Annotated in this window: 9 protein-coding genes and 1 rRNA gene; 6 read left to right on the plus strand and 4 right to left on the minus strand. The window is 73.0% G+C overall.

Annotation, left to right across the window (positions count from 1 at the left end; translation table 11 throughout):
• Nucleotides 1-37 precede the first annotated feature (37 nt).
• A complete protein-coding gene (locus tag AC069R_RS14030) occupies nt 38-1,681 on the minus strand; it encodes an EAL domain-containing protein (RefSeq protein ID WP_478767061.1) in 1,644 nt (547 codons plus the stop codon).
• A 163-nt stretch (nt 1,682-1,844) separates the two neighbouring features.
• Between AC069R_RS14030 and AC069R_RS14035 the strand changes: the two genes are divergently transcribed.
• The 3 genes from AC069R_RS14035 to AC069R_RS14045 all read left to right on the plus strand — a co-directional run bounded on the left by AC069R_RS14035 (nt 1,845) and on the right by AC069R_RS14045 (nt 3,667).
• Nucleotides 1,845-2,339, plus strand: a complete 495-nt coding sequence (locus tag AC069R_RS14035) for a diadenosine tetraphosphate hydrolase (RefSeq protein WP_478767062.1) — start codon at nt 1,845-1,847, stop codon at nt 2,337-2,339.
• Nucleotides 2,340-2,450: 111 nt separating this feature from the next.
• A complete protein-coding gene (locus tag AC069R_RS14040) occupies nt 2,451-3,116 on the plus strand; it encodes an aminoglycoside phosphotransferase family protein (RefSeq protein WP_478767063.1) in 666 nt (221 codons plus the stop codon).
• Nucleotides 3,117-3,133: 17 nt separating this feature from the next.
• On the plus strand, nt 3,134-3,667 hold the full coding sequence (locus AC069R_RS14045; RefSeq protein WP_478767064.1) for an NUDIX domain-containing protein: 534 nt from the start codon (nt 3,134-3,136) through the stop codon (nt 3,665-3,667).
• Between the two features lie 193 nt (nt 3,668-3,860).
• On the opposite strand, the gene AC069R_RS14050 is transcribed toward AC069R_RS14045, so the two are convergent.
• The gene (locus tag AC069R_RS14050; RefSeq protein ID WP_478767065.1) at nt 3,861-6,209 is read right to left on the minus strand and encodes a glycoside hydrolase family 31 protein; all 2,349 of its coding nucleotides are present in this window, start codon (nt 6,207-6,209) and stop codon (nt 3,861-3,863) included.
• Nucleotides 6,210-6,421: 212 nt separating this feature from the next.
• On the opposite strand from AC069R_RS14050, the gene AC069R_RS14055 reads away from it, so the two are divergent.
• Nucleotides 6,422-8,389, plus strand: a complete 1,968-nt coding sequence (locus AC069R_RS14055; RefSeq protein ID WP_478767066.1) for an acetoacetate--CoA ligase — start codon at nt 6,422-6,424, stop codon at nt 8,387-8,389.
• 151 nt (nt 8,390-8,540) lie between these two features.
• Nucleotides 8,541-9,434 carry a hypothetical protein gene (locus tag AC069R_RS14060; RefSeq protein WP_478767067.1) on the plus strand — a complete coding sequence of 298 codons (894 nt, stop codon included), beginning with the start codon at nt 8,541-8,543 and terminating at the stop codon, nt 9,432-9,434.
• A 159-nt stretch (nt 9,435-9,593) separates the two neighbouring features.
• Here AC069R_RS14060 and ptsP read toward each other — a convergent pair whose 3' ends face one another.
• Entirely contained in the window at nt 9,594-11,264 is a 1,671-nt protein-coding gene (ptsP, locus tag AC069R_RS14065; protein WP_478767068.1) for a phosphoenolpyruvate--protein phosphotransferase, read from the minus strand.
• 81 nt (nt 11,265-11,345) lie between these two features.
• Nucleotides 11,346-11,795: a PTS sugar transporter subunit IIA gene (locus tag AC069R_RS14070; RefSeq protein ID WP_478767069.1), complete on the minus strand. Its 450-nt coding sequence runs from the start codon at nt 11,793-11,795 to the stop codon at nt 11,346-11,348.
• A 525-nt stretch (nt 11,796-12,320) separates the two neighbouring features.
• Here AC069R_RS14070 and AC069R_RS14075 point away from each other — a divergent pair.
• A 16S ribosomal RNA gene (locus AC069R_RS14075) occupies nt 12,321-12,408 on the plus strand; the annotation flags it as partial.

The following is a 12,408-nucleotide window of genomic DNA, read 5'->3' on the forward strand; positions in this document are numbered from 1 at the left end:
GGGCCGGCCCAAGTCTCTTGCCGGCGGCGGTCGTTCCTCACCGAGCCTCGACGGCCGCCGCCCGCACCGCGGCCACCGCCCCGCCACCCCGCCGCACCTCGTGGCCGGCGAGCCCCGCGCGGCCGAGCACCCAGCTCGCCCCGCCGAGCGCCTTGGCCGCCTGCTTCAGCGGGGCCAGCTGGGCGGCGGCCTGGCGGTGGTCGTGCACGCTGCCCGGCCCGCACACCACGGTCGCCAGCGACAGCGTGACCGGCCGCCCGCCCGCCGACCAGGGCGCGTCCAGCACCGCCGCGACCAGCGGCCCGAGCGTCTCCTCGTCGGCCAGCACCAGGAAGTCGTCCCCGCCGATGTGCCCCACCCGCGCCTGCCCGGCGACCGCCTGCGCCAGCGCCCGCCCCACCGACCGGATCAGCTCGTCGCCGGCGGCGAACCCGGCCCCGTCGTTCACCTTCTTGAAGTGGTCGATGTCCAGCCAGCTCAGCGCGAACGGCCGCCCGGCCGCGATCCACCGGTCCACCTCACCGGTGATCGCGTCCGAACCCGGCAGCCTGGTCAGCGGATTGAGCCCGGCCGCCTCCTCCACCCGGCTCTCGGCCAGCGCCCGCACCAGATCCGCGAGCCGTACGACCCCCACGCACCGCCCGTGCGGGTCGATCACCGCCACATCGTCGCTGGTGCGGTCCCGGCCGCCGATCGCCACCACGTCCAGCACCTCCCAGGCGGTGGCGTCCACTCCGACCGTGCGCGGGGCGTCCCCGAGCCGCGCGGCGGGACGGTCGGCGTACAGCGCGTGCCCGTAGCGCCCGGACATCGACAGCAGGAACCGCGAGCGGTGCACCGACCGCACCGGCCTGCCCGCCGGGTCCACCAGCAGCACCCCGGAGACGTCCGGCGAGCCGGTCAGCAGGGCCCGCACCTGCCCCGCCGACGCGTTCGACGGCAGTAAGGCGGCCGGGCGCACGAACTGCCGCACCGACGGCCCGGTCGCGGGCACGCAGGGCGCGGCGGGGGAGGGGGACGGCACATAGACGTGCGCCGCGGGGATCCGGGCCGGCGGCGCGAACAGCTCGCCCTGCGCCAGTTGCGCCCCCGCCGACACCGCCGCCGCGTACTGCCCCTCGGTCTCCACCCCCTCCACCACGACCAGGGCGGCCAGCTCCTCGCACAGCGTGCGCATCGCCCGTACCGCGGCCGGCCGGGTCAGCAGCGAGGCGTCCAGTTTGACCAGGTCGGGACAGAGGTCGGTGAGCAGCCGCAGCGGCACATCGCCGTCCCCGACCCCGTCCGCGCTGATCCGGAACCCCTGCTCCCGCAGCGCCGCTACCGCTTCCAGCAACGCCCGGTGCGGCACATGCGTGTACGGCGGTACGACGTCCAGCGTCACCTCCCAGGGCCCCCGCCCCGCCGCGCGCACCGCGTCGTGCAGCGGGGTGAGGCCGCCGAGGTCGGCGAGCGTGGCCGCGAACACGTTCACGTGCAGGGGCAGCAGCCGCTCCCGGTGCATGGCCGCGCGCAACGCCAGCACGGCCAGCGCGCCGTCCAGATCGGGGTCACGGCGGGCCTCGGCCAGGATGTCACCGGTCTCCGGGCGGGCGAATGCCTCCAGTGCGGCGACCGCGCCCGTCCTCAGGTTGACCAGCGGCTGGAAGGCGAAGCGGAGAGTGTCCGTCCAGGAGTGCACGCCAGCATGATGGCGCCGCACGCGTGCCGCCAGGCTCAGTTCATGAGACGTTCACACAGCATTCCGGACCGATCACAGAGCGTGGAAGCAAACGGCGCCCGAAAACCTGCGTGGTGGGGAGAGCGAAGACCAGGTCCTGATCACCTGCGGGTAGTCTCGGGCCATGACCGGTGACTGGCGAATGGACCGGATCGGGTCTGCTCTGCGGGGCCGGAATCCGACGGTGTTGCGGCGGTTCGAGTCCGGCTTCGCGGTGATCGGCGACGTTCAGTTCCTGCCCGGATACTCGGTTCTCCTCGCGGACGACCCGGATGTGCAACGGCTGTCCGACCTGCCCAGGGCCAAGCGACTGTCGTTCCTGTCGGACATGGACCGGCTCGGAGAAGCGGTCGAGCGGGCCTGCCGGCGGCTGGACCCCGGCTTCCGCCGGGTCAACCTGGAGATCCTCGGCAACACGGACCCGTTCTTGCATGCCCATGTCTGGCCGCGATTCGAATGGGAGCCGGCCGAGCTGGTGGGCAGGCCGGTGTGGCTGTATCCGCGTGACCGGTGGAGTGACGAGCGGTTCAGGCTCGGCCCGCGACACGATGCGCTGCGGGACGCGATCAGCGGCGAACTGGACCGGCAGGCCCAGGACTCGCCGATCGTTTCCGAGTGAGACGGCCACGGCCGACAGGGCCGGTGCGGACCGCGCGACGCGGAATCCCACGTCGTCGATCCGGAAGGCCGGATGGGCGTGCGAGGTCGGTCCCGCGGTAGCGTGCTCGGCATGACGGCTGAGGGCGAGGCGCTGGCCGGCGGGATGGCGAACGCGGGGGCGGTCGTGCGCCGCGGTGCGCTGGTCGAGCGCCCGGCGCCGCGCAACGCACACGCCCTGCACGCCCACCTGCATGCGTTGAAGGAGCACGGCTTCGACGCGGCCCCCACTCCTGTCGGTCTCACCGCGGACGGCCGTGAGCAACTGACCTTCATCCCCGGCGACGTGCCCCTGCCGCCCTTCCCGAACTGGGCGATGACGAACTCCGCCCTCGCATCGGTGGGAAACCTGCTGCGGCGGCTGCATGAGACCAGCGCGGCCGTCGCGGTCGACACCCGCGCCGAGCGGCCCCGCGACCTGGCGGCTCCGGGCCGCCCCCTCTGGGACATCGCGATGACCGCCCGCTACTGGGTGCCCATGCTCGATCCCGTATCCGCGGCCGCCCTCCACCCCACCGGACTGGACGCGCCCGCACGGCTGCGGATCCTCGCCGACGGCTACGGCCTCCCGGCGGCGGACCGCGCTCAGTTGCCCGGCGGCATCGAGCCCTTCGCGAGTCCCGGACGCTTCGCCGCTCACCGGAGCAAGAGCCGAGGACGTAGCCCACGGCCGACGGAAAACGGACCGAACCGTGCCCGTACCGGACAACACCGCTTACGGAAGACGTCGTTCCCGTGATCGGATACAGTCCGCGCGTGTCCGAAAATCAGCAATCAACTGCCAACTCCGCGCCGGGATCGCACTGTTCCGCCTGCGGGGTGCCCTATGGAGAGGGCGTCACCGGCTGGCCGCGCACCTGCCCGTCCTGCGGCACCGTCGCCTACCGCAACCCGCTGCCCGTGGCGATCGCGCTCCAGCCCGTATACGACACCGAGGGCACCGCCCTGGTCGTCATCACCCGTACCGTCGCCCCCGCCCGCGGCGGCACCGCCCTGCCCGGCGGCTACGTGGACGACCGTGAGGACTGGAAGCAGGCCGTCGTCCGCGAACTCAAGGAGGAGACCGGCATCGACGCCGCCGCCCGCGACGTCCGCCTCGTCGACGCCATGAGCGCCCCCGACGGCCACCTGCTCCTCTTCGGCCTCCTCCCCGAACGCCCGGCCGACGCCCTCCCCCCGTCCGGCCCCACCCCCGAGACCGAGGGCTGGCACCTCCTGCGCCGCCCCGCGGACCTCGCCTTCCCCCTCCACAGCGTCGCCGTCCGCGCCTGGTTCGAGGGCCGCTACTGACCGACCACCCGAGCCGGGCATCCCCACGTGCCCGGCTCAGGCGGCCCCCACGCCCCTGACGCAGCCCCCGGCCACCCGCACGCGCGCCTCACCCGGCCCTGCCGGGCACCCCCCACCACCTCACGCACCCGACTCACACGGCGCGCCCCCCGACTCACCGCGCCCGAGCCCCCACACCGTCACCCCATCCCGCCTACCCCAACCCCCTCACCCGCACCGGCCACTCCGGCGCACCCGCCCCGGTCTCCTCCTCCCGAGTCACCACCACCTCCTCACCCTCCCACCGCGCCGCATACCGCTCCATCTCCGGTATGTCCCAGCCGTCGCCCGCGTCCCGGATCACCAGACCGCCCCCGGTCCGGCCGGGGGCCGGCGCCCAGGTCTCCAGTTCGAGGCCCTGGTCGCCCCGCACCGGCACCACCGCGCCCGCTCGGGCGAACACCGGTATCCGGGACAGCGGCGCGTCCACCAGGACCCGGGCGGGGCCCTCGTACGCCCGTTCCGTCACCGTGTCGTACCACCGCCCCCGCGGCAGCCGCACCACCCGCCGCTCCGCGCCCGGTTCCAGCACCGGCGCCACCAGCAGGCTGTCACCCAGCAGAAACGTGTCCTCGCAGTCGCGCAGGGCCCGGTCCTCCGGTGCGCTCCACCACACCGGCCGGACATAGGGCGCGCCGGTGCGCCGGGCCAGATGGGCGAGCGTCACGAAGTACGGCAGCAGCCGCCGGCGTTCGAGCAGCGCCGCCCGCGCGTGCTCCAGCACCTCGGGCCCGAACTCCCACGGCTCACGCCGCCCGGCCCGAGGACTCGCGTGCGTGCGGAACAGCGGCAGATACGCCCCGAGTTGAAACCACCGCAGGTACAACTCCGGTGCCGGGCTGCCGTCGAAGCCACCGACATCCGGGCCCGAGTACGGCACCCCGCACAGGCCGAGCCCCAGCACCAGCGACAGGGACGCCCGCAGCCCCGGCCAGCCCGTCGCCACACCGCCCGACCACGTGCCGCCGTAGCGCTGCATCCCCGCCCAGCCCGACCGCGAGAACACGAACGGCCGCTGCTCGGGCGCGAGTTCGCGCAGCCCCTCGTAGCCCGCGCGCGCCATGCACAGCCCGTACACGTTGTGCGCCTCGCGATGATCCCCGCCGCGCCCCTCCAGCGCGTGCCGGGCCGAGCGCGGCAGCGTCGGCTCGCCGAAGGCGTTGAAGGACACCGGCTCGTTCCTGTCGTGCCAGAACCCCGCGAACCCCTGCTCCAGCCGATCCTCGTACAGCCCGCCCCACCACCGGCGCACCCGCGGATCAGTGAAGTCCGGGTACACGGACTCACCGGCCCACGCCACCCCCCGCACCGGCCGCCCCGAGGCGTCCCGCACGAACGCGTCCACCGCCGTACCGCCGTCGTACACCGCGTCGCCCGGCGCCGCCTGCACCGCCGGATCGACCACCGACACCAGCCGGATCCCGTCCCGGCGCAGCTCCTCCGCGAGCACCGGCAGCTTCGGGAACCGCTCCCGGTCGACCGTGAACACCCGGTGCCCGTCGTAGTGGTCGATGTCCAGATGGACGGCGTCCAGGGGCAGCCCGCGCTCCTGATAGCCCGCCACGATCCGGCGCACCTCCTGCTCGCCCCCGAACCCCCACCGCGCGTGCTGGTGACCGAGCGCCCAGGCGGGCGGCAGCGCGGGCGCCCCCGTCAGCGAGGCCCAGGTGAGCAGCACGCGCGCCGGCGGGCCCACCATCACCCAGCAGCGCAGCGGCCCGCCGTCCATCCGCAGCTCGCAGCGCCCCGCCCGGTCGTGCCCGGACCCCGCGCCCTCCTCGCCCTCGCGCAGCACCACCGTGCCGTCCCACGTGCTGTCGTAGAACATCAGGTGCGTCCCCGCGTCCGCCACCACCAGCTGCACCGGCATTGTCAGATACAGCGGATCGTCATCCGGTCCGAACGCACCGCCGGGATCGGTGTTCCACAGCCGGTACGACCCGTCGCGCAGCCGCGGCCCCGACGCGCGCCCGCCGAGCCCGAAGAACCGGGCGTCCGCCGCCACCTCCGAGCGCTGCATCCACCGCGCGTCGCCCCCGCCGACCGGCTCCCACCAGCGCGGCGGCAGCTCCCGGCGCAGCACCACACCGCCCGGCGTGCACACCTGCACCGCGCCGTGCCGGGAGACGACGACCGTCACCCGCTCGGCCACCACCCGCCAGCCGCCGTCCTTGTCCGGCTCCAGGACCGCCCGCGGATCCGGCTCCGGGCCGCTGCCCGCCAGCGCGTACGACGGCTGCGGCGCCGCCCCGTCCCAGCCCCAGAACACCGCGCCGTTCACCGCGACCGTGACCCGCAGCTCCGAGCGGCTGAACCGGATCACCCCGCCGCCGGGCCCCGGCTCCACGCTCTCCACCCGCCCCGGCACCCGCGCCCGCTCCGCACCCCGCCGGGGCAGCCCGGCGGCGTCGATCCGCCGTCTGCGCCACGCCGCCCGCACCCCCCGCGCAGCCCGTCCCGAACCGATCACACGCATCGAACGCACCAGGTCACGACCGTCCATGCTGCTCACCCTGCCACCGAGCGCCCCCGACGGGCGTGCCGTTCAATTTCCGTTCACCTCTGCCGGACCCGCCGTTTCACCGCACGGATGATATGAAGCTCACCCTGGTGTGGAAGTCGATCACATGGCATCGTCCCTGTCAGCCCGCGTCACGCGCACACCCAGCCGTGCGCGGACCGACGCACACGACGCGTACAGTCCGGGAGCCGCCCATGTCGACCGCGAACCCCCAGCCGCTCTGGCAGCCCGATCCCACGCGGATCGCCCAGGCACGCATCACCGCGTTCCAGGCGTGGGCCGCCGCCCACCACGGGGCCCCGGCCGACGGCGGCTACGCGGCGCTGCACCGCTGGTCCGTCGACCACCTGGACGCCTTCTGGAAGGCCGTCACCGAGTGGTTCGACGTCCGCTTCTCCACCCCGTACACCCAGGTGCTCGGCGACCGCACGATGCCCGGCGCCCAGTGGTTCCCCGGCGCCACCCTCAACTACGCCGAACACGCCCTGCGCGCCGCCGCGGACCGCCCCGACAAGCCCGCGCTGCTGCACGTGGACGAGACCCACGAACCGCGCCCCGTCACCTGGGCCGAACTGCGCGGCCAGGTCGGCTCCCTCGCCGCCGAACTGCGCGCCCTCGGCGTCCGCCCCGGCGACCGCGTCAGCGGCTACCTGCCCAACATCCCGCAGGCCGTCGTCGCCCTGCTCGCCACCGCGGCCGTCGGCGCCGTATGGACCTCCTGCGCCCCCGACTTCGGCGCCCGCAGCGTCCTCGACCGCTTCCAGCAGGTCGAACCCGTCGTCCTGTTCACCGTCGACGGCTACCGCTACGGCGGCAAGGAGCACGACCGCCGCGCGACCGTCGCCGAACTCCGCCGCGAACTGCCCACCCTGCGCGCCGTCGTGCACATCCCGCTGCTCGGCACCGAGGCCCCCGAGGGTGCCCTCGAATGGTCCGCCGTGACGTCCGGCGACACCGCGCCCGTCTTCGAACAGGTCCCCTTCGACCACCCGCTGTGGGTGCTCTACTCCTCCGGCACGACCGGCCTGCCCAAGGCCATCGTCCAGTCCCAGGGCGGTATCCTGGTCGAACACCTCAAGCAGCTGGGCCTGCACTGCGACCTCGGCCCCGAGGACCGCTTCTTCTGGTACACCTCGACCGGCTGGATGATGTGGAACTTCCTCGTCTCCGGCCTGCTCACGGGTACGACGATCATCCTGTACGACGGCAGCCCCGGCTACCCCGACACCGGCGCCCAGTGGAAGGTCGCCGAACGCACCGGAGCCACCCTCTACGGCACCTCCGCCGCCTACGTCATGGCCTGCCGCAAGGCCGGCGTCCACCCGTCCCGCGACTACGACGTCTCCCGCGTCAAGTGCGTCGCCACCACCGGCTCCCCGCTGCCGCCCGACGGCTTCCGCTGGCTGCACGACGAGGTCCGCGAGGACCTGTGGATCGCCTCCGTCAGCGGCGGCACCGACGTCTGCTCCTGCTTCGCGGGCGGCGTCCCCACCCTGCCCGTCCACACCGGCGAACTCCAGGCCGCCGCCCTCGGCACCGACCTCCAGGCCTGGGACCCCGCGGGCAAGCCCCTCGTGGACGAGGTGGGCGAACTCGTCGTCACCAAGCCCATGCCGTCCATGCCGATCCGCTTCTGGAACGACCCCGACGGCAGCCGGTACCACGACAGCTACTTCGACACCTACCCCGGCGTCTGGCGCCACGGCGACTGGATCACCCTCACCTCGCGCGGCACCGTGATCATCCACGGCCGCTCCGACTCCACCCTCAACCGGCAGGGCGTCCGCATGGGCTCCGCCGACATCTACGAGGTGGTCGAGCGCCTGCCCGAGATCAGGGAATCCCTGGTCATCGGCATCGAACAGCCCGACGGCGGCTACTGGATGCCGCTGTTCGTGCACCTCGCACCCGGCGCCGAGCTGGACGACGCGCTGCTCGACAAGATCAAGCGGGCCATCCGCGAACAGCTCTCGCCGCGCCACATCCCCGACGAGATCATCGAGGTGCCCGGCGTCCCGCACACCCTCACCGGCAAGCGCATCGAGGTCCCGGTCAAGCGCCTCCTCCAGGGCACCCCGCTGGAGAAGGCGGTCAACCCCGGCTCCATCGACGACCTCACGCTGCTCGCCTTCTACGAGGAACTGGCCCGCAAGCGCGGCTGACGCGCCTCCATCCGAACGGCCCCGGACCCCCTGTCGTCCGGGGCCGACCCGTGTCCGGTAAACCCGCAGGTCAAGGCGGCCTCTCCCGGCATTGTCAGTGCTGGCCGTTACGGTGAGTGAGCATTGATCACCGCGCACACATGGGGGAAACATGGCGCACACCGACGAACGGACCATGCGCAGCGTCCTGCGCCGCGAGATCGCCGGCACCATCGGCCTGCTCGCCGACGAACACGACTTCCGCGCCATGCGGCGCTACCGCAGCTTCACCTTCGACGACCACCCGACCTACCTCCGCCAGGTCGAGGAGGTCCTGAAGAACCGCGCCGCGTACGGCGGCCACACCACCCTCGCCCTGTTCGACCCCGAGGACTACGCCACCTACTGCGCCGAGACCGGCCTGGACCCCGACCTGCCCGCGAGCCGCACCCGGTTCACCGCGGAACTCGCCGCCACCGGCCCTACCGTCCCCTACGACGGCGGCCCGCTCGCCGCGCTGGTCCCCACCCTCGTCGACGCGGCCGTACGCCGGGCCACCTGGGAGTACGCCACCACCCTGCTGACCCGCCTCGGCCCCTGCCCCACCTGCGGCGAGGACATCGGCCGGGCCGCCTTCACCCGCGCCTCCGACCTCGTGGTCCGCATCCTCGACACCGCCCCGCCCGGCGAGCGGCACCTCGTGTGCACCGTCTCGGGCGCACCGGAAACCCTCGTCTCCGTCCTGCATGGCGAGGAGGACGCCCGCGGCGCCACCCGCCTGGACGAGGCCGAGGCCCTGGAGTTCACCAGCGTCCTCGCCCTCGGCCTCGCCACCCGCAGCCCCGGCGGACTCGTCCTGCGCACCAGCGCTCCCGGCACCGCCGACCGGGTCCACGGCTGGCGGCTGCGCGCCGGCGCCCTCGAACCGCTCACCGCGGCCGAGGTGTTCGACGCCTACTGCACCGACGCCGAGTCCGGCGACCTCATCGCCCCGGAACCGGGCGTCGACTACTGCGCACCACCGGACCTGGGGGAGGAGAGCAGCGGAGCGGACCACCGCCACTGACCGGGGCGGAACACCGGAGCGGAACACCGGAGCGGACGACCGGGTACGCGACGAAGGGACGGTGCCACTGACACGTCCGGGACCCGTCTGGAACGCGTCAGGGGCGCCCCACCCGAAGGCGGGACGCCCCTGAACACCCGGCCGTCGGGCGCCCGGTGACTACTCGCCGGACAGCACGCCCTGAGCCGCGCTCCGCGCCTCCTCGGCACTGTCCGCCGCCCGCGCCGCCGCCGCGGCCCGCTCGCACTGCGCCAGCGTGAACTTCGCCAGCGTCGCCCGGACATACGGCAGCGACGCCGCACCCATGGACAAGGAGGTGACACCCAGACCGGTCAGCACACACGCCAGCAGCGGATCGGACGCCGCCTCACCGCACACACCACAGCTCTTGCCCTCGGCACGGGCCGCCTCCGCGGACAGCGCGACCAGGTCGAGCAGCGCCGGCTGCCACGGATCCTGCAACCGCGACACCGCGCCCACCTGCCGGTCCGCCGCGAACGTGTACTGCGCGAGGTCGTTCGTGCCCAGCGACAGGAACTCGACCTCCTGGAGGATCGACCGCGCCCGCAGCGCCGCCGACGGGATCTCCACCATGGCCCCGAACTTCGCCCGCAGCCCCGCCGCACGGCAGGCGTCCGCGAACGCCTTCGCGTCCGCGCGGTCCGCCACCATGGGCGCCATCACCTCAAGGTGGACGGGCAGCCCCTCGGCGGCCTTCGCCAGCGCCGTCAGCTGGGTGCGCAGCACCTCGGGATGGTCCAGCAGCGTCCGCAGCCCCCGCACGCCCAGCGCCGGGTTCGGCTCGTCCGCCGGGGTCAGGAACGCCAGCGGCTTGTCCGCGCCCGCGTCCAGCACCCGTACGACCACCCGGCCCTCGGGGAACGCCTCCAGCACCTGCCGGTACGCCGCGATCTGCTTCTCCTCGGAAGGAGCGTGCTCACTGTCGTCCAGGAACAGGAACTCGGTACGGAACAGACCGACACCCTCAGCCCCGGCCGCCACCGCCGCCGGCACATCCGCCGGACCGCCCACATTGGCCAGCAGCGGCACCTTGTGACCGTCCGCCGTCACACCCGGCCCGGTCGAGGCGGCCAGCGCGGCCCGGCGCTCGGCGGCCGCCGCCGTCAGCCGCGCCTTGCGCTCCTCGTCCGGGTCCACGAACACCTCGCCCGTGCTGCCGTCCACCGCGACCACCGTGCCCTCGCCCAGCTCGACCGCGCCGGGCAGCGCCACCACGGCCGGCACCCCGAGCGCCCGCGCCAGGATCGCGCTGTGACTGGTGGGCCCGCCCTCCTCGGTCACGAAGCCGAGCACGAGGGAGGGGTCGAGCAGCGCCGTGTCGGCGGGCGCCAGGTCCCGCGCCACCAGTACATAGGGGTGGTCGCTGTCCGGGACACCCGGCATGGGCACACCCAGCAGCCGGGCGACGATACGGTTGCGCACGTCGTCGAGGTCGGCCACCCGGCCGGCCAGGTACTCGCCCGCTCCGGCCAGCAGCTCCCGGTATGCCGCGAACGCGTCGTACACCGCGCGCTCGGCCGTGCTGCCGACGGCGATCCGCCGGTCCACATCCGCCATCAGCTCGGGGTCCTGGGCCATCATGGCCTGCGCCTCGAGCACCGCCTGGGCCTCGCCGCCGGCCAGATTGCCGCGCGCCATGAGATCGGCGGCCACGGCGTCGACCGCCTGACGGGCGCGGCCCTGCTCGCGCCCCGCCTCCTGCGCCGGGATCTGCTTGGCCGGCGGCTCCAGCACCGCCGTGCCCATGTGCCGCACCTCGCCGATCGCCACGCCATGGCTCACGCCGACGCCTCGCAGCGTTGTCTCCATCTCACCCGTCTCCGGATAGTGCGGCGGGCCCCGCCGCCGCGGTGGTCGTCCTGTACGCCGTCCGCTACGACGGCACGTGTGTCAGTTCCAGGAGAAGAGGTCGGCGCCGACCGCCACGGCACCGCTCTCGCGGACCTCGGAGAGGGCGTCGGCCGTGGCCTCCAGGGCGACGACGGGGCACACCGGGGACTTGCCGGCCTCCTCGACCGCCGCGGGGTTCCAGCGCACGATGGCCTGGCCGCGGGTCACGGTGTCGCCCTTGTTCACGAGCAGCTCGAAGCCCTCGCCGTTGAGCTGCACGGTGTCGATGCCGAGGTGGGTGAGCACGCCGTGCCCGCTGTCGTCGACCACGACGAAGGCGTGCGGGTGCAGGGAAACGATCACACCGTCCACGGGCGACACGGCCTCGGAGGGCTCACGCTCCGGGTCGATCGCGGTGCCGGGGCCGACCATCGCCCCGGAGAAGACGGGGTCCGGCACGGCGGCCAGTCCGATGGCACGTCCGGCGAGAGGGGACGTCACGGTGGTCATGGGAGCCTCCCAGAAGTGGAGCTGCTCGCGGGCCTGAGCAGCAGGGTATGTCATTGGAAGTGGCGGTTCCGGATGAAAGCTAGCAGCTAGTGGTCTAGACCACCAACCCGGCGGATTTGCGTGCCGTTCCGGGCCCCCTGTACAGTCGTACTCCTGCTCGGGACGGAGCGACGCGAAAGTGTCCTCGCTCGAACGGAAAACAAACTCGTCGGATCCTTACTCTGGATCTCCTTTCGCGTGCTCGCGGAACGGTGGTCAGAGGGACGGAAAAAGCCTGATAGAGTTTGAAACACCGAAGGGAAGCCCGGAGGAAAGCCCGAGAGGGTGAGTACGAAGGAAGCGACCGTTCCTTGAGAACTCAACAGCGTGCCAAAAGTCAACGCCAGATATGTTGATACCCCGTCTCCGGTCATCACGATCGGGACGTGGTTCCTTTGAAATAAACACAGCGAGGACGCTGTGAACGGTCGGACTATTCCTCCGACCGTTCCGCTCTCTGATGTGTCACCGGATTACCGGTAAACATTCACGGAGAGTTTGATCCTGGCTCAGGACGAACGCTGGCGGCGTGCTTAACACATGCAAGTCGAACGATGAAGCCCTTCGGGGTGGA

Source organism: Streptomyces sp. NPDC043952, assembly GCF_056435325.1.

Bases quoted from the DNA above. Each gene is read 5' to 3' on its own strand.
- AC069R_RS14035 (WP_478767062.1), top strand. From the start codon at position 1,845: ATGACCGGTGACTGGCGAATGGACCGGATCGGGTCTGCTCTGCGGGGC.
- AC069R_RS14040 (WP_478767063.1), top strand. From the start codon at position 2,451: ATGACGGCTGAGGGCGAGGCGCTGGCCGGCGGGATGGCGAACGCGGGG.
- AC069R_RS14050 (WP_478767065.1), bottom strand. From the start codon at position 6,209: ATGGACGGTCGTGACCTGGTGCGTTCGATGCGTGTGATCGGTTCGGGA.
- AC069R_RS14055 (WP_478767066.1), top strand. From the start codon at position 6,422: ATGTCGACCGCGAACCCCCAGCCGCTCTGGCAGCCCGATCCCACGCGG.
- AC069R_RS14060 (WP_478767067.1), top strand. From the start codon at position 8,541: ATGGCGCACACCGACGAACGGACCATGCGCAGCGTCCTGCGCCGCGAG.
- ptsP (WP_478767068.1), bottom strand. From the start codon at position 11,264: ATGGAGACAACGCTGCGAGGCGTCGGCGTGAGCCATGGCGTGGCGATC.
- AC069R_RS14070 (WP_478767069.1), bottom strand. From the start codon at position 11,795: ATGACCACCGTGACGTCCCCTCTCGCCGGACGTGCCATCGGACTGGCC.